Annotated in this window: 22 protein-coding genes; 10 read left to right on the top strand and 12 right to left on the bottom strand. The window is 41.9% G+C overall.

Going from position 1 to position 21,799, the window contains the following annotated elements; translation table 11 throughout:
• Positions 1-582 precede the first annotated feature (582 nt).
• From ACEN82_RS17180 to hmpA, 7 genes are all read left to right on the top strand, one after another.
• A complete protein-coding gene (locus ACEN82_RS17180; protein WP_413319245.1) occupies positions 583-1,404 on the top strand; it encodes a sensor histidine kinase in 822 nt (273 codons plus the stop codon).
• Positions 1,405-1,660: 256 nt separating this feature from the next.
• Entirely contained in the window at positions 1,661-1,975 is a 315-nt protein-coding gene (locus tag ACEN82_RS17175) for a hypothetical protein (RefSeq protein ID WP_495643988.1), read from the top strand.
• 11 nt (positions 1,976-1,986) lie between these two features.
• Positions 1,987-2,319 carry a hypothetical protein gene (locus tag ACEN82_RS17170; RefSeq protein ID WP_176623254.1) on the top strand — a complete coding sequence of 111 codons (333 nt, stop codon included), beginning with the start codon at positions 1,987-1,989 and terminating at the stop codon, positions 2,317-2,319.
• A 22-nt stretch (positions 2,320-2,341) separates the two neighbouring features.
• Entirely contained in the window at positions 2,342-3,460 is a 1,119-nt protein-coding gene (locus ACEN82_RS17165; RefSeq protein ID WP_413319241.1) for a PAS domain-containing sensor histidine kinase, read from the top strand.
• A gap of 86 nt (positions 3,461-3,546) precedes the next feature.
• Positions 3,547-3,984 carry an RrF2 family transcriptional regulator gene (locus ACEN82_RS17160; protein WP_091163129.1) on the top strand — a complete coding sequence of 146 codons (438 nt, stop codon included), beginning with the start codon at positions 3,547-3,549 and terminating at the stop codon, positions 3,982-3,984.
• Between the two features lie 371 nt (positions 3,985-4,355).
• Positions 4,356-4,742, top strand: a complete 387-nt coding sequence (locus tag ACEN82_RS17155; RefSeq protein ID WP_413319239.1) for a group III truncated hemoglobin — start codon at positions 4,356-4,358, stop codon at positions 4,740-4,742.
• Positions 4,743-4,784: 42 nt separating this feature from the next.
• A complete protein-coding gene (gene hmpA, locus ACEN82_RS17150; protein ID WP_413319237.1) occupies positions 4,785-5,999 on the top strand; it encodes an NO-inducible flavohemoprotein in 1,215 nt (404 codons plus the stop codon).
• A gap of 77 nt (positions 6,000-6,076) precedes the next feature.
• On the opposite strand, the gene ACEN82_RS17145 is transcribed toward hmpA, so the two are convergent.
• The 7 genes from ACEN82_RS17145 to ACEN82_RS17115 form a co-directional block, all read right to left on the bottom strand.
• A complete protein-coding gene (locus ACEN82_RS17145; RefSeq protein ID WP_413319235.1) occupies positions 6,077-7,417 on the bottom strand; it encodes a polysaccharide deacetylase family protein in 1,341 nt (446 codons plus the stop codon).
• A 469-nt stretch (positions 7,418-7,886) separates the two neighbouring features.
• On the bottom strand, positions 7,887-8,441 hold the full coding sequence (locus ACEN82_RS17140) for a carboxymuconolactone decarboxylase family protein (protein ID WP_413322373.1): 555 nt from the start codon (positions 8,439-8,441) through the stop codon (positions 7,887-7,889).
• A 17-nt stretch (positions 8,442-8,458) separates the two neighbouring features.
• Positions 8,459-9,004, bottom strand: coding sequence for a carboxymuconolactone decarboxylase family protein (locus ACEN82_RS17135; RefSeq protein ID WP_413322374.1), 546 nt, complete (start codon positions 9,002-9,004; stop codon positions 8,459-8,461).
• 66 nt (positions 9,005-9,070) lie between these two features.
• On the bottom strand, positions 9,071-10,360 hold the full coding sequence (locus ACEN82_RS17130; protein WP_413322375.1) for an MFS transporter: 1,290 nt from the start codon (positions 10,358-10,360) through the stop codon (positions 9,071-9,073).
• A gap of 6 nt (positions 10,361-10,366) precedes the next feature.
• Positions 10,367-13,135: a TonB-dependent receptor gene (locus tag ACEN82_RS17125; RefSeq protein ID WP_413322376.1), complete on the bottom strand. Its 2,769-nt coding sequence runs from the start codon at positions 13,133-13,135 to the stop codon at positions 10,367-10,369.
• A 35-nt stretch (positions 13,136-13,170) separates the two neighbouring features.
• Positions 13,171-13,731 (bottom strand): carboxymuconolactone decarboxylase family protein, encoded by a 561-nt coding sequence (locus tag ACEN82_RS17120; protein ID WP_413322377.1) that lies wholly within the window; start codon positions 13,729-13,731, stop codon positions 13,171-13,173.
• Positions 13,732-13,920: 189 nt separating this feature from the next.
• Positions 13,921-14,469: a hypothetical protein gene (locus ACEN82_RS17115; protein WP_413322378.1), complete on the bottom strand. Its 549-nt coding sequence runs from the start codon at positions 14,467-14,469 to the stop codon at positions 13,921-13,923.
• A 279-nt stretch (positions 14,470-14,748) separates the two neighbouring features.
• On the opposite strand from ACEN82_RS17115, the gene ACEN82_RS17110 reads away from it, so the two are divergent.
• The gene (locus ACEN82_RS17110) at positions 14,749-15,225 is read left to right on the top strand and encodes an organic hydroperoxide resistance protein (RefSeq protein WP_413322379.1); all 477 of its coding nucleotides are present in this window, start codon (positions 14,749-14,751) and stop codon (positions 15,223-15,225) included.
• 97 nt (positions 15,226-15,322) lie between these two features.
• Here ACEN82_RS17110 and ACEN82_RS17105 read toward each other — a convergent pair whose 3' ends face one another.
• The 5 genes from ACEN82_RS17105 to ACEN82_RS17085 all read right to left on the bottom strand — a co-directional run bounded on the left by ACEN82_RS17105 (position 15,323) and on the right by ACEN82_RS17085 (position 19,536).
• Positions 15,323-16,003, bottom strand: coding sequence for a metal-dependent hydrolase (locus ACEN82_RS17105; RefSeq protein ID WP_413322380.1), 681 nt, complete (start codon positions 16,001-16,003; stop codon positions 15,323-15,325).
• A 26-nt stretch (positions 16,004-16,029) separates the two neighbouring features.
• Complete coding sequence (locus ACEN82_RS17100; protein WP_413322381.1) at positions 16,030-16,452, bottom strand: hypothetical protein; 423 nt, start codon at positions 16,450-16,452, stop codon at positions 16,030-16,032.
• Between the two features lie 233 nt (positions 16,453-16,685).
• Entirely contained in the window at positions 16,686-17,486 is an 801-nt protein-coding gene (locus ACEN82_RS17095) for a DUF1223 domain-containing protein (protein WP_090523536.1), read from the bottom strand.
• Between the two features lie 285 nt (positions 17,487-17,771).
• Positions 17,772-18,533 (bottom strand): LytR/AlgR family response regulator transcription factor, encoded by a 762-nt coding sequence (locus ACEN82_RS17090; protein WP_413322382.1) that lies wholly within the window; start codon positions 18,531-18,533, stop codon positions 17,772-17,774.
• The gene (locus tag ACEN82_RS17085) at positions 18,514-19,536 is read right to left on the bottom strand and encodes a sensor histidine kinase (RefSeq protein WP_413322383.1); all 1,023 of its coding nucleotides are present in this window, start codon (positions 19,534-19,536) and stop codon (positions 18,514-18,516) included. The genes ACEN82_RS17090 and ACEN82_RS17085 overlap by 20 nt, the downstream gene beginning before the upstream one ends.
• A 391-nt stretch (positions 19,537-19,927) precedes the next feature.
• Between ACEN82_RS17085 and ACEN82_RS17080 the strand changes: the two genes are divergently transcribed.
• Entirely contained in the window at positions 19,928-20,467 is a 540-nt protein-coding gene (locus ACEN82_RS17080) for an RNA polymerase sigma-70 factor (RefSeq protein ID WP_413322384.1), read from the top strand.
• A 247-nt stretch (positions 20,468-20,714) separates the two neighbouring features.
• Positions 20,715-21,782 carry a FecR family protein gene (locus tag ACEN82_RS17075; RefSeq protein ID WP_413322385.1) on the top strand — a complete coding sequence of 356 codons (1,068 nt, stop codon included), beginning with the start codon at positions 20,715-20,717 and terminating at the stop codon, positions 21,780-21,782.
• Positions 21,783-21,799: the final 17 nt, after the last annotated feature.

Here is a 21,799-nt window from a genome sequence, read left to right as displayed (position 1 = left end):
AGTCAGTTATTTGTATTGTGTTTTGAATGATGGAGCTTAACGAAATATCATCATATTGCTACTTAAGGAACGAAATATCGCATCTTTTTTATGTCACTAAACACATGTTCGCCGGCCATCACTTGTCAACAGAACGGGTTGTTAAATGGTATCAGGAAAAACAATTTTACCGTTTATAACGACATGAACCCGGCTTGAGGTTGGAGTATAATATATAATATCGTGGGGTATTAATTATACAAATTAATATTGGTTTTATTGCAGGCAGGTAAATGCAATATGTAATTTATACATCAAAATCCATGTTTAATACATCGGCCGGTTTTATGAAGTATATTATTTTTATAAGTTGAATTTGAGTACAGGTTTATGTGTGTAGAGTTATGTGTAGCGAACAAGAACCTGTTAGTTTTAGGCTGACCATAAAAATAATATCAAGTGAATATCAATAAAAACTTATCCCGGTTTTATTGCAAGCTGACACTAACGGGCTTTTTGCTTTTGATATCCACAAACTCGCCGGCGCAGCGTCACGATCATATCTTCCAGGCTGTTTTGTGGGGAAAAAGTAGTGCGTTTTTTATGAGATGGGATCTTATAATTGTCGGCATTGTGGCGTTGCTTTTCGTTTTTGGGGGGGCTTATGTTGGTTATTGGCAAAAGCAAATAAACAGTAAACGGTTGCAGCTAAAGGAGAAGGAGATCAGTGAGCAAAGTCAAATGCTGCAGCTTTTAACTGCGGATAAAAACCGCCTGCTTGATGAAAAGGACTGGTTACTGAAAGAGGTGCATCACCGGGTAAAAAATAACCTGCAAATAGTGATGAGCCTGCTTAACACCCAATCGGCATTTTTAAAAAATAACGCGGCGCTTGCCGCCATCCGTGAAAGTCAGAACCGGGTACAGGCTATAGCGCTTATCCATCAAAAATTATACAGCAGCTCAAACGTAGCCTTTATTGATATTGCTGTTTACATCAACGAACTGGTTAATTATCTTGCCGATTGTTACGACGCTCATGAACGGGGAATCAGGTTTGAACAGCAAATTGAACGTGTTAAAATAGACGTTGCCCAGGCCGTACCTGTTGGCCTTATGCTCAATGAAGCTATTACCAATGCTATTAAGTATGCTTTTCCGCACAAGCGTGGCTTTATAAACATCTCGCTTGGTACACTTGATGATAATAATATCATGTTGAGCATTGCCGATAATGGTATTGGCCTGCCGCAAGATTTTGATATTAAAGAAGCGTCGTCATTGGGTATGGAAATGATGAAGGCCCTGAGCAAGCAGCTTGGCGGGAATTTTAAAATGGAAAATAGCGAGGGCGTGTCAATAACCCTGGTTTTCCGTGCCGAAAAGAATTTCGGAAATATCGAAAATGAATACTATCCTATATAATATTGACGTCCTATTTGTCTTGGGTCATATGTAATTTGTACTACTGAAACCATAATTAGTACATTGATTTCGGGTATTTCCGGCCCGAACTTTACATTGTTAAATAACAGTTAATAATTAAGCATTAATTAATTGTGCAATAAAAGTGTAAAGCCCTCATGCTATGAGAAAGTTTGTTTGTTTGGCAGTTGCCTTCTTTACAAGTGTGTTGATGTTTATAGCAACAGGTTTATTTATTAAGCTTAACACATGTTTGATGGAACAACTGGTGCCCGCCAGGTTTTTCATAATCGTGCTTTATAGTATATGTTCATTGAAATTTGCTTTGCTGGTTATTATGCTTATGCCGGACAAACCCGTGCTTAAGCAAATAAGCATTGGTTTTATATCGGCCGATATGTTTTTACTGCTATCGGGCAGCGTCACCGATTTGGCAATAAGTGTACCTGTGCCGCTTATTGCAATACAAGCATTACTCCTGCTTTTTTACATGGCTTTGCAAGGCCGTTTATGGCTTTATAAGGCCAATGCAAACACTATTGAAAATGAATTGATGGCATCACCTATTTAATGAATGGCAATATGCATCATTATGATGAACAATTGATTAACCTCATTATTGATCTGCAGGAGCGGGGCTTTAATCACGATTTTGTAATTGAGAATGAATATATCAGGTGCTTACAATACAACGAGCTGATTTCGCCCGATGATTTTGATATCCTGGAAACCTATCACTGCAAATCATCGGGAAAGAATAATGATTGTAGTTTGGTGTATGCCATTCGGTTAATTAACCATGACATGAAGGGCATATTAATGAGCGATTACGGGGTGTACATTAAAGGGATGTCATTAAGCTTATGGTCAAAATTTAATAATGTAATCAGGTTAAATCTATCAGTAATAAAATAAAATTTAAGAAAAACATATCCAAATGAACAGGGAAATCAGAAATATGGAAAGCCGGGCGGGGCTAATGCCCGAACATACCATAGGAGCAGCATACATAGGCAATTGGAAAATCCAGCTCCGGTCAAATAAGGTATCCTTTTGCCCGCGGATGCGCAAGATGCTTGAGCTATCAAAGGGATATGATGAAAATATCGAACAACTTTTTGGGCTGGTTAAACCCGGGCAGCTGAGCGGACTTATCCATGAGTTTAAGGTTGCCTCCTTTAATGGTACCAAATTTGAAAAGCAGGTGCAAATTGTAACTCCATCCGGTACCGAAAAATGGATCCGGCTTACAGGTGTTTTATACTCACGCAGGTGGGGTACTGCCGAACAAATGATTGGTACTATTGAAGATGTTACTCAGAAAGTTAACGAGGAATGCCTGAGCATGGCTATTGTAAATCATGAACTGCGTGCGCCGTTAACTATTATAAAGCTCAATACCCAGTTTTTAATTAACCATCTTGCACTCAGCATCAATAAACAACCGGTGAGGTTGCTGAACATGGTTGATCAGCACATTAACGGGATGACCAAACTGATTGATGAATATTTGTCCCCATCAACCGGCGAGGACAGAACGGCACAGCTCAATTATAGCCTGTTTGATATTAGCGAGCTGGTTGATACAGTGCTTGGTGAAATGAGGATCCTTTATCCCGGACATCGCTTTTGTAAATATCCCACTGCCGATAGCATTTTGGTTAGGGGAGATAAATACATGATCATCCAGGTGCTGATCAATTATTTAACCAACGCTGCCAAGTTTTCGCCACCATGCTCACACATTAACATTAATATAGACTGTAACGAAAATCATGTTGAAGTATCGGTGCATGATGAGGGGGTAGGGATTAATGAGGAAAGCAGCCAGACGCTGTTCCAGAAGTTTTACAAGTGCAATCAAAAATCGATAAGGCAAAAAAACAGCAAAGGCCTGGGTTTGTATATTGTGAAAAGCATTATCCAAAAACATGGCGGTACAGTGAAGGCCGAAAACGGAAAGAATGGAGGTGCTGTATTTTCTTTTAGCTTGCCGCTTCACCAGCAAAATAAATTTAACACCACCAGCCAGGAAGCAATAAAACTAATGGCATAAACTGTCAGGTTTAAGTAAACGAAGCAATAAAAGATATTTATATCTTTTATTGTTGATTTAAATAATTACTTTTGCTTTATAAAGCAATGGGAATATTTTCAAAAACATGCGAGTATGCGGTAAGGGCGGTATTTTTTATAGCCCAGCGCACCGCCGACGGCAGTAGGGTTGGCATAAAGGAAATAGCCGTAAACATTGATTCGCCCGAGCATTTTCTGGCTAAAATACTTCAGGATTTAAGTAGAAGAGGTATTATTCAATCGGTAAAAGGGCCCAACGGCGGTTTTTATCTTGATGCACAAAGCCTGGCCCGCCCGCTATCAGATGTAATAGAAGCAGTTGACGGCGGAGGCATATTCAGGGATTGTGGTTTAGGATTGAAAGAGTGTTCATCAAAAAATCCATGCCCCTTACACCATGATTTTTTAGATGTAAGGAACCGTTTACAAAACATGCTTGAATCTATCACCATAAGCCAGTTCAACGAAGACCTGAACCTGGGAATTGTAGTACTGAAAAAATAAACCGGCCCGCCAAAAAGGTTACAGGCGGGGGGCAAAGCATCAAGTTTGGTAAATTAAATAAAATATGATGTTGAATAGCTAATTAGAGGATAAAAAGGTATTAATATATTATATGAAAACTAAATTAATGCCCCAAAGAAATCCGATGGACTTTGAGGTGATATGAAAAAGTACAAGACTTACGAAATTTCAAAAACTTCGTAAGTCTGGGTTCTGCAACTTGTCGCGAATAGCTGGTTGAAATACAGTAAATGGTCCCTTTACGCGCGATTCTTAGACCGGTTAGCACTGGCAAGGTGGTTCGGCTCAATGGAATAATAATTGTGATGGTTACTGCTAAATAGCGTGTATTTCAACAAAATAAACAACCAATGAACGATATACAAGACATAACGTCAATCAAGCTACTGGTTGATGAATTTTATACCAGGGTGCGGCTCGACGGATTATTGGGACCCGTTTTTGCCGAAGTTATAAAAAACGACTGGCAGCCGCACCTTGATAAAATGTACGCTTTCTGGAATGCTGCATTGTTTGGCGTTGCTGGTTTCAGAGGCAATCCCTTTGCCAAACATGCACCGTTGCCTATAAATGACGAGCATTTTAACCGTTGGCTGGAGCTGTTTACCCAAACGGTTGATACGCACTTTGCCGGGCCCATGGCTGATGATGCCAAGAGCAGGGCGGGCCTGATGGCGGTAATGTTTCAGAGCAAACTCGCTAATATGAAGGGTGGGACCGGCAGGACTATTGTGTAATCCCCGTAGCCGCGTAATTAATTATAAATATATACTGTTAAAATGATGATTACTAAAGAACAAAAAGAGCTGGTTAAAGCCACAGTGCCTGTATTGAAAGAGCATGGAGTATTATTAACAACTCATTTTTACAACCGGATGTTTACTCATAACCCCGAACTTAAAAATGTGTTTAACATGGGCAATCAGCAAAACAGCAAACAACAAACCGCTCTTGCCATGGCTGTACTGGCTTATGCCGAGTATATAGAAAATCCGGGCGTGTTAATGCCCGTGCTTGATGGCATTGGTCAAAAACATACAAGTCTTGATATCAGGCCCGAGCATTATGCTATTGTTGGCGGTCACCTGATTGCCTCAATCAGCGAAGTATTGGGCGATGCCGCTACACCCGAGCTGCTCGAAGCATGGACTGTTGCTTACAATCAGCTGGCGGCCATTATGACTGGCCATGAACAAAACCTTTACAGTAAACAAGTGGCTAAAAAAGGTGGCTGGACAGGCTGGAGGCCATTTGTGGTAAAACAGAAAGTAAAAGAATCGGCAGAAATCACTTCCTTTTACCTTTATCCTACGCACGGCGGAGCGGTACCGGATTTTACGCCCGGTCAGTTTTTAAGCGTGCGTTTGTTTTTGCCCGAGCTTAATTTGTTGCAGCCACGTCAGTACAGTATTTCAAGTGCGCCCAATGGCGAGTATTACCGGATTTCGGTTAAACGCGAAGCTGGAACAGCTTTGCTTGCCGATGGCATGATCAGCAACCGCCTGCATAATTTTGTTAATGAAGGTGATATCATCGAGGTATCTGCGCCGGCAGGTGGCTTTGTGTTAAATGGCGATGGTGACCACCCGATAGTTTTTATAAGCGGAGGTGTTGGCCAAACCCCATTAATGAGCATGATGGAAAGCTTGATCAAAAGCGGCAGTAAACGACCAAAAACATGGGTTCACGGCTGCCGCGATAAAAATGTGCATGCTTTTAAAGAAGTTATTGAACACTGGGAAGGCAAAAACGAAGCGGTTAAAAAACATATTTTTTATAATGAGGTTGAGGAAGGAACCTCTGACGACTTATATGAAGGCTGGGTTGACCTGAACCAACTGGGCGATGAGATCTTTGAGCCCAATACCGAATATTACATTTGTGGACCGGCAGGTTTTATTGAACTGCATTACCGCGAATTGGTCAAAAAAGGGATCGATAAGCAACTGATCCATTTTGAAGAGTTCGGCCCGCAAACTTTGCAGTTGAACTAAAAGTAATTGTTAATTGGTGCTGAAGCAGGTTATTTTATCAAAAACTACTTCAGCACCAATTAAACTATCCAATATAATTATCCATTCTTTAGCGTTACTATGCCTTCATTTGGCTGAGCCTGGTATAGTACATAAGTACCTTGTTCATCTTTCGCTGTACTAATCTTTTTGCTTTTTGAACCCTGGGTCACTGTTGCATTTGTCCAGCTTGGTGATACGTAGGTTTTGAGTGTTAATGGCAGATAATACAATTTGCTGTCGAGGTCATGGCTTACATTTACCTGTATAGTGTTTCCTTTAGTTGAAGCATCGGCCTTACCGTGCTTACGTTCGCGCATGTAACGGGTTACATCGCCAAAGGTGGCTACCCAAAGTTTATCGTTTTTGTTTTTGATGTACTGGAAATATTCATCAAGTAATGTGCTGGGCAGGGCTTCGTAACCCATACCGTCAATACCATGGAAAACCAGTACCAGCCAGGTATTGGTATGGTTAAGTGTGGTATCAACCCAAAGCTTCATCATAGGTAGCGGTGTTTTTGTAGTTGCGCCGCGCTGCCATTGAATATAATCTTTATCTGTTGAGCCGGGTGTTTGTTTGCTGGCGCGGTCAATTTCCTTTAACCATGGTTCGGGCATGCGATTGCGCAGGGCTGGATAAATTTTGAGTGCGTAGCCCATCACACGGTCGTTTTCAAAACCGTACGGACACTCGGCCGAAAAGGTATGTTTAGGGCCAAGCTGGGCCAGGATATCGGCCTTACTTTTTTCCAGTTCCCAAAGCAGGTTTGGCTCATCAAGTCCGGGCATACTGGGGTGGGTGATAGAATGACTGGCAAACTCGTAACCTTTGGCTGCATCTTTTCTGAAATCATTCCAGGTTGAACCTATGGATTGTTTAAACTCGTCATTAGGTTCGTAACCCGGTTTCAATTCGCCGTTGCGGGCTTTGGCATAGATATCATCAAGTACCTTAAAAGCTTTTTCCTTTTTGCCGCTATCGTACAAACTTCCGGCCTGCGTATGCGAAGCGATGGTACCCTTGTAACCTAAATACCCTGTGGCAGAGCACCGCTCAAAAAAGTTCTGATCGTTGGTTGGTACAGTTGCCGATTCTTTGATGATATCCTTTACCGGGCGGCCAATAAATCTCCCATGGTATTTGGATCCGGGGATGGATCCGGTAATGATGAAAAATGTGGCCGGCATTTTTAGGCGTTCCATCACAGGGAGGGCTTTTCTGAACTGGTTCATGGAGCCGTCATCATAAGTAAGGGAAACAGCCCCAGTTTTGCCGTATTGCCATTTAGTTATTTCGGTTGTGCCCGGTTTGGTTTGGGCGTTGATTTGTAAGCCTCGTATGCCAATGAGTGCAGTGAGCAAGAGGGCTTTAATTGGTTTATGATTGGTGGTGAGCATGATTAAAATTAACTTTTTAAATTAATTTACAAAGTAATATTGCTGTTTCAATTGGCTGGATATGAGGTGCCATTTTAAATTATATGCTATAATAAAAAAGAGGTTGTATCATAAACCAATTGACCGCCCTTGGTGTTATGCTATCGATAAATTGAAATTAGCCGATAATATTTATACAAAAGGGGGGGTAACACTTTTTTGTATAAAAAACGATTAATTATCTGATTGTTAAATATATATGTAAGTTTTAATCCTGAATTCTGTTAACCCTGTTAACCCCCTTTGTTAGTAAATACAAGCCAAACTATATATCGCTTATTAACTGAACAAGTAAAAAAATGAGGCTGATTCTGATTGGTGATACACCCTCATAATGTATTCTAAGTAAGAGGATAGAATTGCGATTAATAACAAAAAAACAGCCCGAAGTTAAAAACTCCGGGCTGTGGGCGTGATAAAGCAGTAGGTATTAAGCTTTTTTAAAAATGCTTGATGTATAGCCAATTTCGGCACGTTCAGGTGCCCGGTCGATATAGATCTGGCGGTCTTGCGGTGCCCAGGTTCCCAATCCATCAACATAGCGGTTGAACATGCAAAATGCAGCAGCGATCAATACCGTATCGTGGATCTCCTTATCATCGGCACCTTCCGCGCGGGCCGCTTCAATTTGTTCAGTAGTTACATGTTTACCTCCTTTTTGTACGCTACCTGCAATGGCCAATAGTGCTTTCATTTTCGGTGAAAGATCAGCTGTAGAAAAATTAGCTTTGATGGCATCTATCTCGTCAATAGTGCAGCCGAGGTAATGCCCGGCTACTGCGCCGTGCACATTCTGGCAAAAGAAACAATCGTTGAGGTAAGATACATAGGTTGCTATCAGCTCTCGTTCGCCGCGCGATAATGAATTGTTATCATCGCGAAGTAACTGCTCGGCGAGAGCGTTTAACGGGGCCTCTGTTTCCGGGCTATAAAACATCAACCCACGAATGCCGGGCAGATCGTTATTTAATTCTATATGTGCCATATTTGTTTGGTTAAAAATTAATGCTGCGGTTGTGGTAATACATAGCCTTTAGCCATACGTTTGCCCATTTCGGCATAAGCTTCCGGGTCGGTAGGGGTAAGGCTGGCAAGCCCGTCAACATAGCGGTTAAACAAGCTGAACGCGGCTGCTATCAATACCGCGTCGTGAATTTCGCGATCAGTAGCGCCTTCTGCACGGGCTGCGTCAACGTCTTTCTGTTTTACTTCTTTACCCAGGATTTGTACTTTGCCCGCAATATTTAGCAGGGCTTTTAGTTTAGCGCTGATGGGCGCTTCGGTCATATCGCATAAAACTTCGTCAACAATGAGGGCGTCATCCTCATATAAACAACGGGCAGCGGCGGCATGACTGCTGTAACAAAATGTGCAGTTGTTACGGTATGATACATAGGTGGCTATGAGCTCACGGTCGGCCGCACTTAAGGTTGATTCTCCGCGTAATAATACTTCAGCCAGTTCATACAAATACTGACCGGTTTCGGGCCTGAACATTACCAGCGAACGGACGCCCGGAACACCTTCGGGTACATTGATGTGTGCCATATTTTTAATTAGTGAATTAGTGAGTTATTGAATTAGTGATTTTTTTAATTTTCTAAGCTTTCGGCTTTAAGCCTTCAGCTTTTTGCTTTTTGCTTTTTTCTCGCCTTCGGCTTTCTCCTGTACAAATAATACCACCAGCAAGCCTATTATAAATACCAGTGAAAAGATGAATAACGAGTTACCGTAGCCTCCCAGGGTTGATACCAGCACGCCTACAAATAAAACCGCGGTAGCTGTAAAAATACGCCCGATGTTGAAGCAAAAGCCTGTTGCAGTTGCTTTGATGCCGGTTGAAAATAATTGGGGGATATAGGCTGATAATACGCCCTGGCTCGCCCCAAAGAATAAAGCCAGTATTATTATCTCGACATAAACTGCCGTACTGAATGTAGTATTAGTTTTAAACAGGATGAATGACATACCTGCGCAAACCGCAAAACAGATCACCATGGAGCGCCTTATAGATAGTAAATTAACAAGCCATCCTGAAAAGAAACCACCGGTTAACCCACCCATGCCCATACACATCATGCTCAGGCCGCGTTCTTTTGCGGCATCATGGTCGGTAATCAGGCTTTGCACCCAGGTAGGTAGCCACGAAAATATGGCCCATAAACCTATCAGCATTGTACCGAAGGTTAAGGAGCCAACAATAAGCTCGCGGCGATGGCTTTTAGAGAGGAGCTTGTTCAAGGGATTTTCGCGGTTGGCGATATCGTTACGGTAGTTGAGCCAGTTTTCAGATTCATTCAAAACCAGAGCGCCTATCAATGCCAATGCAAGAGGGATTACCCCGACTAAAAAGCCCGACCGCCATGACGATACAATAAAGTTGATTAGCCCTGCAGAGAAAATACCTACCGGGAAAGCTATGGAAAGAATGCCTATGATCACTGCTTTGCTTTTAGCCGGCCAGACTTCGCTCACCAGCGTTATGGATGTTACCAAAACGCCGCCTACGCCAAAACCGCTGAAAAAGCGGCAACACAGCACGCCCCACCAGGTTGGCATTAACCCGGTTAAAATGGTAAATACGCCATAGCTGCCAATGGCGAGCAGCAAGGCTTTTTTCCGACCCATTTTATCGCTGATTACCCCCCAGGTAAAACCACCAAAGGCCCAGCCGAATATAAAAATGGCATTGATATACCCGCTGATAGCGTTGATTTCATTGGCCGGAACGGCACCCTGTAGATCCTTTACCACAACAGGTAAGTAAACCGACATCAGCGTGGAAACCGAACCGCCCAGGGCAGTACTAAAAAAACAGATCACAAACAGCACCACCCTATAGGCGGCACTGAGGTTTGTTTGAGGTTTTGCAAGCTGCTGTTCTTCAATTGCTAAAGTGCTCATGTTGTTCTATTTTAAAAGGTCATCAAATACTATTGAAACATAATAAATGGCGCCAATTGCCGGCGAACCATACGATTGGTAAATGCGATTGTTGAAGATATTGCTGCCACCAACTTTAATTGTTGATTTAAATTTTGGCAGTTTTTTGTTGAACTGCAGATCAACAACTGAATAAGCATCAACGCGACCGGGACGGGTACCGTTAAATGTGCCATACCAGTCGTAAGCAGTTTGCCAGTGCCATGCCGCGTTAAAACCGAAATCATTGATTACGTTGCTGTTGCCAAATGTTGCATTGGTGCTCCATTTTGGTGTATTGAAAGCCGCAATATTGTTAGGATTAGCGTTGCGAAGGTTAAATACTGATAAAGTTGCGTTACCACCCAAAGCGTAACCGCCGTTAAGCAGGTATGTTAAACCGGCGCTTGCTCCCTGTGCCGATACTTTATCTGGCGCGTTGGTATACAACTGGAAGGCGTGAACCTTACCGTTAGGAATATCAGTTGCGGAGGCTGTGGTAACTTGGCCGTCAGAACCAAGAATAGGATTGCTGGGCTGGATAACCACGGTATTCAGAATAAAGTTGGTGTAGCTGCTGTAATAGTAGTTTACGTCAATCAGTAATTTATCCATCATCAAACCTTTGTAGCCCAGCTCAAACGCTTTCTGTTGCTCTGGTTTGATATACGCTACACTTGCTTTTTGTAGGAGGCCTTTGTTTTGTTCAATGGCCTGTGGGAATGGCGTACCGCTTTGTACCGCCTTGCCAAACGCAGCGCCAAAAGCGCTTACCGATGACGAGGTGAACGAGTTTTCATAAACGTTTAAGCCCTTGCTGTTATTAGGCGCACCACCCAAAATAGTGATAGGACCTACGTTAAGGTGGATAAACTGATCAACCGGGGTAGGGTTTCTGAAGCCGGTTTGGTATGATGCCCTGAAGTTTGAGGTTTTATCAACCGTGTAAACTGCCGAAAAACGAGGGGTGAAGCTGCCTTTAAAGTTTTCGTTTTTATCGTAACGGATAGAGGCTGTCAGTTTCAAATTATCATCAAACAGCTTTTTAGCAGCCTGTAAAAACGAACCGTACTCTTTAATGGTTACACGATTTACCTTGTCATCAAACAAACTGCCATTGGTAAACATCCTGTAATTGCGGAAACTGCCGCCTGCCAAAAGCTCAAACACTTTTATGGCGCTGGTAAAATCATACTGGCCTTCGGCATGGTAAAATTTACTGTTACTGAAAACACCCGCTCCGCTCAAGCCATAATTGTGGATAGAAGCATTTTTGGCATTGTTAAATTCAGCAGTACCCGGTAAAAAACGACCCTGGTCAGCAAAAGTCCTTGCGGCGGAATTGCTGTTTGGCGTAACACCACTTACCGAACCGTTAAACGCAGCCGCATAACGGGTAAACCAGGTATCATCGGCTTTATCAGGTGTTACTGTGTTTCCGTTCAGGTCTTTTACCCAGTCGCGGTTGATGAATTGGGCCAGGGAGCGGGTATTGTATGAGTCGTGCGAATTTTCTTCAACCGAGTAGCCGCGGACGAAGAAGTTGCTGCCTTTTAACTCAATCCTGTGTGTTTGCAAAACAAAGTTATTCAGGTCGAAACGGCTGCTGCCGGTATAGCTTGCAGTACCCCGACCGTAGTTGTATTGATAGATTGCCTCCAGGTTATTGCTGAAACGGTACTGTAATGCTCCGTTAAGTTTAAGGCTGTAAACGTTGTAGTTCATCAGGTCTTTTTCCTCATAACCTGTCCTTGAAACTAGGCCAATGCCGGGTAAGGTTTTGGTAACCTCATCGCCATAAATGTTAAGCGCGTCGCGGCCAGGGTTATTGGGACCACGCTGGGCGGCTGGAGTTGATGCGCTTACGTCGGTATAGTTATCGGCATACCAGTCGCGCCCGGTAAGGTATGAGGCATTGATTTTAAACGCGAATTTATCATTGAATGCTTTGGCATAGCGGGCTGCAAAGTCATATAAGCCCTGTGGCTTAACAACCGATTCGCCGAAGTGATTAAGGCCTGTTTTTACCTGCACGGTTAAGCCCTGGTATTTGAAAGGATCTTTGGTTTTAAGTGAAAGTAAGCCGTTAAAAGCCACCGGGCCATACAAAGCTGAAGCCGCACCTGGAATAACTTCCACGCTTTCGATATCAATATCCGAAGCGCCAAAAAGGTTACCAACTGAAAAGTTTAAGCCTGGTGTTTGATTGTCCACGCCGTCAACCAACTGCAAAAAGCGACTGTTACCCGTGCTGTTAAAGCCGCGGGTGTTGATCTGTTTATAGGTTAAACTGCTGGTAACCGCTTCAAGGCCTTTTAAGCTTTGCAAGCCATCATAAAAAGTAAACGAAGGGTTGTCCTTAATGGCTTTAAGGCTCATTTTTTCGATACTTACCGGCGATTGCAAAATGCTTTGGTTGATACGCGTTGCAGATGATACCACCTCGTTGAGCACAATTGCCTTTTGGGTTAGCTTTATGCTGATATCATTATTGGCAGAGGTTACCTGGCTTTCCTGCACTTCAAAGCCTACTGCCGATATAATGATAGTAAAGGGCAGCTTTAATTTATTGGCGATTAAAGTATAGTTACCTTTTGAGTCGGTGGTGGTGCCGGTAAGTTTTCCTTTAACAGAGATACTTGCGCCGGATACAGGTTTGCCTGTAGCTGCGTCGGTAATGTTGCCCGTGATTTTAATTTCTTGTGCAAACAGGTTTATTGAGCAGAGCAATAATATGATGAATAAAAGTTTTTTCATTGTGATTGGGTTTTACTTTAAATGAGGATTAGGGGTTATTTTTTTAAATGATCATAGCCTTGTGGCAAACGGGTATAGCCATGGTTAACTAATCGCTCGGCCAGCACGTTATAATAGCCAGCATCAGCAGGTAAGGCAGTGGCCAATCCGTCAACATAGCGGTTATAATAGCAAAACAGGGCAGCTATGAGCACGGTATCATGGATCTCAATGTCGGTAGCTCCGGCAGCTTTGGCGCGGTCAATAGCTTCGGTTGTTACATTCCGGCCGTTTTGTGCGGTTAGTTTGGCAATTGTAAGCAGGGCTTTCATTTTCTCGGTAACCGGAGCGGTTTCGATGTTTTCCTTTACCTTTTGTGCTGTTTCGGCTTCACCGGCCAGCAGGTCGGCGGCGGCGGTGTGGGCTGTAGTACAAAACGTGCATTGATTGTTGTGTGATACCACAGTGGCAATCAGCTCACGGTCAGCTTCAGACAGCGTTGACGGCCCGCGCAATAAAAACTGTGTAAGGTTACGGATAGGTTGTGCCGGTTCTTTGGCATACTCCAATAGGCCGGTAATGCCCGGCAAATGGCTTTCAAGGGTAATATAAGGCATAAATAATTTTTGAATGTTTGTAGGTTGTTGGGAGAGGATGTGCCTGCCCGTAGATTATTAATGCTATCGATATATAGCTATTCTCGTGGCTTTTGCACTACGAGTAAACTATCGGCAGAAATAAATAATAACACAGCAGTAGAGTGGCACAACCACTACCCTAAAAAATGAATTAAAACATGGAGAAGATTAGCAAACGGCCTTAGGCGGTCGCTCCGGGATATCCTGATGAGCAGGAATTAACTGTTGAACCGGGTGAACAACAATTTGTTGAGTATATTTCACAGGGCAGTTAAACTCAAAGTGCACAAAGGCAAAATTGAAATTGTCCTGCATAACTATCTTACCAAATGGTACATGCTCTTTTTGCGGTACAGGGTTCTCTTTTACATCCCTGGCGTCGATGATATTTTTATCTGCAAGGCGGGTGGTTTCATAATTAGGAACGCACATTAAATAAATGGCATGCCTCGTTATCCGCATTTTTTGATAATTATAATTATTGCTGCCAAACTGGATCTGGCCATGAATGTTCTCATAGCTTTTCCAATCGGTTATGCCCGGCATATTTACAGGGATAACCACTTCGGTAAGATCTTTCACGTTGTAAAAGCCTTTGGCTGTTTGTTGGGCGAAGTACTTGTTGCTTTTGTAAACCATAAACTGATGCAATGCCAATTGCCCGCCTATATTAAGCAGGTGAATGCTAAGCAACATCAGGGCAATAAATTTTTTCAATTGGTTTACGTGCAAAGGGTTTCTTAAAATTGCTGTTTATAAACGTAGTATCCAAATTTATTTAGAATAATTATGCGTATGCATGGCTCATTTTCTTTATTCGTTATCGATTGTAATTAAAAGTTTCAAGAGCCCTTTTTGTAGGTGACTTTTCAGTTTAAAGATTGTCCGGTTCGGCATATGCAATGTCCGGTTCACATAGTTAGTGATAGGGCACCGGGCGATATCAGGGTATCTTTGAGCATACAAAAAACAAAAATTAATTAAATAAATAACACAATGGAAACTATTCAAGAATCAGGTATCAGTAAGATCAAGGTTATCGACGCTATCTCAGCTAATAAAATCGACAAAGTATTATATACCGGTAAAGTTCGTACAGTTGGCGGTCGTGACGGTGGTTCATCTGTCAGTACCGATGGCCAGTTGGATATCAAACATTCAACTCCCGGAACCCCTAAACCAGGCACTAACCCCGAGCAATTATTTGCAGCAGGGTGGTCAGCATGTTTTGAAGGCGCCATCGGTATTGCTGCCGCTAAAAAAAGGATTGCACTCCCTGCGGAACTGGCTATTGATGCAGAAGTGGATTTGGGTATCACTACCGGCGCTTATTTCCTTCAAGCCCGTTTAAATGTAAGTTTGCCGGGTTTGGATGTTGAAGTAGCCAAAGCATTGATTGAAGAAGCACACCAAACATGTCCTTATTCAAAATTGACTTACGGTAATATCAATGTTGAGATCAATTTAGTATAAACCCCCTCCGCCCCCTGAAGGGGGTACTTTAAAAGTCATAAAAAGGCCTGCTCCTGTTAAAGAGAGCAGGCCTTTTTATGTATGGAAAATCACAGATTTAAATCTCTATACTTTCGCCAATGGCTGGTAAAAACAATTTTATCCCTGCCTGTTCAAATTGTTTAAAAGCTTTGTCCTTATCTATTTTAATAAAGCCAAAGGTATCATAGTGAACCCCCAAAACCTTATTGGCCTTAACAAGCTTTGCCGCTTCAATGGCATCTTCAACGCCCATCGTTAACATGTCCCCGATAGGGAAAACCGCGAAATCGAGATCAACCCATTTGGCCACCAATTCCATATCTAAGGTGAGACCGGTATCGCCGCTGTAATACAGATTGCCATCATCAGTCTTTAATGCATAACCACAGGCTACACCGGCATAGCTACCATCTGGAAAGCTGGCCGAGTGTTGGGCAATAAATGATTTGGCAGTGCCAAAATCAAAAGTCACCTTGCCGCCCGGGTTTAACGGATGCACATTTTTAACGCCTTTTTTGCTGAAGTAATCATACACCTCATAAATACCCACAACCATAGCGCCTGTACGGTTGGCTATAGTTTCTACATCCAAAATATGATCGTAATGCCCGTGCGATACAAAAATGTAATCAGCTTTAATTTCATCAATGTTAATTTCTTTTGCCAATTCGTTACCTGTAATAAAGGGATCAAACAAAATGTGTTTACCTCCGGCTACTACCGAGAAGCATGAGTGACCGTAATAGTTGAGTTTCATTGGTTTGTTTTTTATGTTAATGATGATTAGTTTAAGAGCGGAGTTAAGGCGTTTAAGACAGGCATTGGCAATAGCTTAAAATGATCGTAGGCTGTGTAGGTAAATTTACCTGTTACATTGTTTATTTTAGGATGTAGAAATGTCATCTTTTTAAACATGATGGTATCGGCCGAAGAATAAGTCGTGTGCGGATCTGGTCTTTTGTCAATGCCGGCAGGAAGCATGTTATCCGCTTGATTTTGTTTACCGGAATTATGTCCCGGTAGCCTAAACTCCGGTGCTATTTGCGAAGCATCAAAGCGGCCTATTTGTGAGGATGAGTTGCGCCCACCCGCCGGCAGGTTTATTTTTAAAGTAAATGCCTGCTCGGTGCAATTTAGTTCGTTTGCCTGGGCATAAACTCCAATGCTTAAAAATGTTGCTATGGCAATAAGCAATAATGTTTTCATGATAGTATTTATTAAAAACAGGATCGACCCTGCGAAGGACCGATCCTGTTTATGTTAGATTTAGTTATTTTCCGCCGGTTTTTTCCTCTTTCCCGTAACGCAGATCAATTCACAATCCTGCGGGTTACGTTCAAACGGTGCCCTTGTCAGGAATGATAAAGAGAATAGTGACAAGAATCCCATTAATAACCGGCCTTGTTTCAACTTGCTCATGATTTTTGAATTTATGGTGGTTATATTTTGGCTACGGCTTCGCTGGTTAAAACAGCTTTTGTTGCAGTTAAAACCTCACCATTATCTTTGTTTTGTATAAAGCCTACTACTTCCCATTCTTGCTGGTTAAATTCTTTAGGAACGCTAATAATGGTTTGGCCTGTTTTTACCTGGCTTAGGGCAACTGTTTTTAAGTCGCGTACAATTTGGGCGTGCGATAAAGTTCTGCCTTCGTTTTCGCCGCGGGCAACTTTGCTAATGGCTGTTTTTTGCACAACGGCTATCAGCAATTGCTGGTTATCAGTGTTGCCTGATAGTTCGTAATTTACAGCAAGCTTATCGCCGGTTTGTTGTGCTTTTAAGGAAACCTGAGCAGTTTGTGCGGTTGTTAATGCATTCGAAATCGCTTCACGAAGTGCCGGCTCATCCGAGCCAACCATCTCAGTTTTACCATTAACTATAACTTGGGGTGTATAAACCTGGGCATTTAAATAGTAACTATATTCTTTTTGACGTTTTGAAAACATGGCATTGCTGAATACATCTTTCCAGCCGAGGTTATTCCAATAATCAACATGGTAAGCTAATATGTAAACAGGCTTTTCCTGTGACTCTTTTTGGATCCTCGCCAGCAATTCATCAGCAGGAGGACAGCTTGAGCATCCCTCTGAAGTAAACAATTCTACCAAAGCAAAACCTTTTCCGGGAGTAGTGTTGTTTTCGGTTTTAGGCGCATTTATTTTACGATTAGCGTAAGCTGCGGTAGCAAGTGCCAGTGCCACGGTACCAACACAAAAGCTAAAAATTTTTAAGGTTTTCATATTTCTTGATTTTTTATTTACTTCAAAATTAGCCTCGAAATGGCCGCCAAAACAGCGTAAAAAAGCCCAACCGGACATATTGTAAGCTCAGTTGGGCATTGTTTGAGTCGGAAGTCTTTAGTCTTAAGTTCTCAGTTGTTTTTAATTGTAGAGACGCATAATTGCGTCCACCGTATGCAAATTACTTTAGCAAATGATCTGCAAAGTCGCCTGTCCGGCGGGAGACGCAATTATGCGTCTCTACTTGAAAAAATTATATAGCTTTTTAGAACTTCTGACTCAACACTATCTATTCTCGAGCCAGCTTAAAAATACCGGCGCTTTTTCTTTATTGATGAGTAATTTCTCGGGAGTTGGAATTGTTAGTTTCACAAACAGCTTACGCATAAAATAATGCTCCACCTCTTTTATCGCACTGAAGTTAACTATGTATTGCCTGTTGAGCCTGAAGAACTGATCGGGCGAGAGCTGACCGCTGATCTGATCAAGCGACTGGTTAACCACATATTCCTGCTGATCAAAAGTCATGATGGTCGAAAGTTCATTGCGGATGTAGAAGAAGGCTATATTATTGGACGCTACGGTGATATACTTATTATTTTTAAATACCAGGAAGCTTTTTTTACCGGCAGGGGGCGTAACCTGCGATAGCAGGCTGCTGATATCAGGAGATGAACCCTGCTGAAAGAAATTCCGCAACTCGTCTACTTTTTTAAAGGCATCGGCAATATCTGTTTTTGAGAAAGGCTTGAGTACATAATCAACACTGTTGGCCTTAAATGCCTCTAACGAATATTCATCAAACGCGGTGCAGAAAATAATAGGGCAGGACACCTTTACCGATTTAAAGATCTCAAAACACAACCCATCCGACAGTTGGATATCCATAAAAATAAGATCGGGCTGCTTGTTCTCTGAAAGATAGGCAACCGAACTTTCAACACTCTGTAGCTTGGTGACAATTTTTGAGTGTGGCCTTAATTCTAATATGATCGTTTCAAGCGAACGGGCCGCCTTTAATTCGTCTTCAATGATGATAATGTTCATGTATAATAGGTAGTTTAACTTTGAATATTTTATCTTCAGATATGATCTCTATATGTTTATCAAGCAGGTGATCGTAACGCAAATTGATATTCTTAAGCCCAACACCTGTTGATGGTTCTTCAAAGCGCTTTGGTTTTATTTCGTTTTCCATAACGATGTTTTCACCTTCAGCATAAAGCTTAATATGCAACGGATGATCCAGCGATACCACATTGTGTTTAATACAGTTTTCTATCAATAGCTGCAGTGTGAATGGGGGAATTAGCGTACCGCGATATTGTTCATGTATAGTATTAGTGAAAATAAAACCGTCTTCAAACCTGGCTTTAAGTAAAAAATTGTAAGCTTCTACAATTTCCAGTTCTTCGGATAAATGAATAAGGTCCAACTTGCGGCTTTCAAGCGTAAAACGATAAAAATTAGAGAGTTTCAGGATGAAATCTACCGAGTGTTGGTCATTGGTCTCAACCATCGCCTTCAAGGTATTGAGACTGTTAAACAGAAAATGCGGGTTGATCTGCTGTTTCAACAGTTCATATTGTGCGCCAAGGTTATCGGCCTTAATGCGTTCCAACTCAACGCTAACCTGCTGGTTTTGGTAGTTCTGGTACAACAGGTTTATCAGCATATAAAATACCAGGTTAATAAGTATGCCCCTTACTTCGATCATCAGCATTACCGGGCCAAAATTCAAATGCGTTAGTATCAGTTGCTGTATGTAGGCTAAGGCCAGCATTACCCCCATACCTATCAGCAGTGTTGTAAGGAGCCGGGAATACGAGATGCTTTTATTCAGTTGTTTATTGCCCGATTGCTTTGGCAGCGTATAGATATTATAGTACCATACAAACAATGAAAATGCTGCCGTAACCGCCGAGTTCACTGCTGCTTCGGCAGGCTTGAAGTGGCGTTCAGCTATCTGGGGAACAGACGCCAACAGGCCAAGGAAAATTGAACTGCTCCATATAATTCCGGGAGAGATTTTAAATGTTGTGTCTTTCATTTATTGCAAAGGTTTGCGGAAATAAAATGGTCGCCGGGCAAATATAAAGTTAATTATGGCCTATAGGCCAAATCTGCTGTTGTGTTACTAAAACCACCGTCAAACTTTAATCTATTTTGACCAAACGCCCCTATTATTTCCGTTTACTGCTAAAATATAATAGGTTTCAATATGGAAATATGGGTTTATGGTACAAACGGACATCTTATCACCTGAATTAGACATTTTAAACCGCGAATATTGCGACAATATAATTGCAGACAATCGGTTTTGGGCGATGAGCAGATAGGGGCTTCTTAAATCAACCTAAAATAGCTTTGATCAAGATTTTTTACTTAAAATTGTACATTATTTCAGTTAACTGTTCCCGTTAAAAGCAAGCCGCTCAACATTGGAGATTAAAGAACTTATAGATTCTATTCATTATAACAATGATGAATCTGCCTTTAACGAACTATATAAGCTGCTGATCAATAACCTGAATCAGTTTGCCTGGTCCTTTTTGGGCGATAAGGAAGCTTGCGAGGAGATTATCAACGACCTTTTTGTAAATATCTGGACTGGCCGCCACAAGCTTAACAAGATCTCGAACCCTAAAGTATACTTTTATGTGGCTATAAAAAATGCCTGTCTTAACCATATCCGAAGCAACACCTCAAAAAGAAACCGCGACGCTCAACTTGCCGAAACCTATTATTTTCATTTATCAGTTGATCCCGCACAATTGCTCATTAGCAAAGAGCTGCAGGCCGGAGTTTTAAACGCTGTAAACAGTTTGCCGCCCCGTTGTAAGCTCATTTTTAAAATGGTTAAGGAAGATGAACTCTCCTGTAATGAAGTGGCCGATATCCTTGGCCTGTCGAACAAAACGGTTTTTGCGCAACTGGCTATTGCCCTGAAGAAACTTGATGAGGCACTTGGGAATGGTTAGTATCAAATTTTCGATACTGCTCCCAATATCAAAGCTCGCGCTCGTTTGAAACGAGTGCGTAACTTGGGTTTGCGTTTATAACGCAAAGGCGATACAATTGCCATTCCAAATTAAGCGCTCGTTGCAAACGAGCGCAAGAAGGTTTTTATTGGTATCGGAATCTTTTGAATCGCCCTCAAAAAATATTTTAATTTCTTTTAGGAAAAATCTGGGGTAGCCGTGTCCTTAATGCAGAATACCAATTACTATGAGCAAATCCAGGTTTATTGAGTTAATGGCCAAAAGCATGGGCAAAACTGCCAGTGCTGAAGAATTGACCGAACTCGACATGTTTCTTGAACAATTTCCCGACTATAAAAAAACTTACAATATTACCAATGCTTTAAAAGGGAACGGCACTGAAGTAACAGAAACGAAACCGGAAGAGATTAACGAAAACCTGGAGGAAATCTGGAACCGAATTAAAAGCTTGAACGAAAATTCGGCGAATGATACTAAGATAAAACCAATGTTCGGGTGGCAATGGGTTGCTGCAGCGGTACTGGTGCTTGTTACTACAGGGGTTTTATTTTATAACAGAGCGGTACAGCAGGATACTTTAACCGCCGAAAACATATTACATGAAATTCATGTGCCTTACGGTAAAACCGAAAAGCTCAAACTGCCCGACGGAACACTGGTTACCCTGAATGCAGGCAGTACTTTTTCGTATCCCGAAGCTTTTGAAAAAAACAGCCGGGATGTAAGCCTTACCGGCGAAGGTTTTTTTGAGGTAACTAAAAATTCTAAGAGACCTTTTCTGGTACATACGGCCAGGCTTGTTGTAAAGGTATTAGGAACGGTGTTTAATGTTAAGGCTTATAATAATGATAAAACAGTTGAAACTACGCTGTTAAAAGGTAAGGTACAGGTTGAATTAAAAAACAATCCCGAAAAAAAGATTATCCTGTTGCCTAATGAAAAGCTGATTGTTGTTAATAACCGGGAGCCTAAAAGTGTAAAGAGCAAGGAAGGTAAAATTGAATACCAGGTAACCGAATTGCCTGATGTTAAGCCGGATGAAGTGAAAGAAACAGCCTGGGTTGATAACCGCATCCTGTTCACCAACGAAATGTTTGAAGATGTAGCGGCGCAAATTGAACGCAAATACAACGTGCAGGTTGTGTTTGAAGATCGGGCGCTTCGTACCGAGCAGATAAGCGGTTTACTTGATAAAGAAACGTTGAAGGAAGCTTTAGGCATTATTGAACTGACCACGCCGTTCAATTTTAGGATTGATGGACAAACGGTGTACCTGTCAAAGAAAGATAAATAAAAACAAAATAAACTAAC

The organism is Mucilaginibacter sp. Mucisp73 (assembly GCF_059491465.1).
This window is presented reverse-complemented; position numbering and strand designations above follow the sequence as displayed.

Bases quoted from the DNA above. Each gene is read 5' to 3' on its own strand.
- ACEN82_RS17180 (WP_413319245.1), top strand. From the start codon at position 583: ATGAGATGGGATCTTATAATTGTCGGCATTGTGGCGTTGCTTTTCGTT.
- ACEN82_RS17175 (WP_495643988.1), top strand. From the start codon at position 1,661: ATGGAACAACTGGTGCCCGCCAGGTTTTTCATAATCGTGCTTTATAGT.
- ACEN82_RS17170 (WP_176623254.1), top strand. From the start codon at position 1,987: ATGCATCATTATGATGAACAATTGATTAACCTCATTATTGATCTGCAG.
- ACEN82_RS17165 (WP_413319241.1), top strand. From the start codon at position 2,342: ATGAACAGGGAAATCAGAAATATGGAAAGCCGGGCGGGGCTAATGCCC.
- ACEN82_RS17160 (WP_091163129.1), top strand. From the start codon at position 3,547: ATGGGAATATTTTCAAAAACATGCGAGTATGCGGTAAGGGCGGTATTT.
- ACEN82_RS17155 (WP_413319239.1), top strand. From the start codon at position 4,356: ATGAACGATATACAAGACATAACGTCAATCAAGCTACTGGTTGATGAA.
- hmpA (WP_413319237.1), top strand. From the start codon at position 4,785: ATGATGATTACTAAAGAACAAAAAGAGCTGGTTAAAGCCACAGTGCCT.
- ACEN82_RS17145 (WP_413319235.1), bottom strand. From the start codon at position 7,417: ATGCTCACCACCAATCATAAACCAATTAAAGCCCTCTTGCTCACTGCA.
- ACEN82_RS17140 (WP_413322373.1), bottom strand. From the start codon at position 8,441: ATGGCACATATAGAATTAAATAACGATCTGCCCGGCATTCGTGGGTTG.
- ACEN82_RS17135 (WP_413322374.1), bottom strand. From the start codon at position 9,004: ATGGCACACATCAATGTACCCGAAGGTGTTCCGGGCGTCCGTTCGCTG.
- ACEN82_RS17130 (WP_413322375.1), bottom strand. From the start codon at position 10,360: ATGAGCACTTTAGCAATTGAAGAACAGCAGCTTGCAAAACCTCAAACA.
- ACEN82_RS17125 (WP_413322376.1), bottom strand. From the start codon at position 13,135: ATGAAAAAACTTTTATTCATCATATTATTGCTCTGCTCAATAAACCTG.
- ACEN82_RS17120 (WP_413322377.1), bottom strand. From the start codon at position 13,731: ATGCCTTATATTACCCTTGAAAGCCATTTGCCGGGCATTACCGGCCTA.
- ACEN82_RS17110 (WP_413322379.1), top strand. From the start codon at position 14,749: ATGGAAACTATTCAAGAATCAGGTATCAGTAAGATCAAGGTTATCGAC.
- ACEN82_RS17105 (WP_413322380.1), bottom strand. From the start codon at position 16,003: ATGAAACTCAACTATTACGGTCACTCATGCTTCTCGGTAGTAGCCGGA.
- ACEN82_RS17100 (WP_413322381.1), bottom strand. From the start codon at position 16,452: ATGAAAACATTATTGCTTATTGCCATAGCAACATTTTTAAGCATTGGA.
- ACEN82_RS17095 (WP_090523536.1), bottom strand. From the start codon at position 17,486: ATGAAAACCTTAAAAATTTTTAGCTTTTGTGTTGGTACCGTGGCACTG.
- ACEN82_RS17090 (WP_413322382.1), bottom strand. From the start codon at position 18,533: ATGAACATTATCATCATTGAAGACGAATTAAAGGCGGCCCGTTCGCTT.
- ACEN82_RS17085 (WP_413322383.1), bottom strand. From the start codon at position 19,536: ATGAAAGACACAACATTTAAAATCTCTCCCGGAATTATATGGAGCAGT.
- ACEN82_RS17075 (WP_413322385.1), top strand. From the start codon at position 20,715: ATGAGCAAATCCAGGTTTATTGAGTTAATGGCCAAAAGCATGGGCAAA.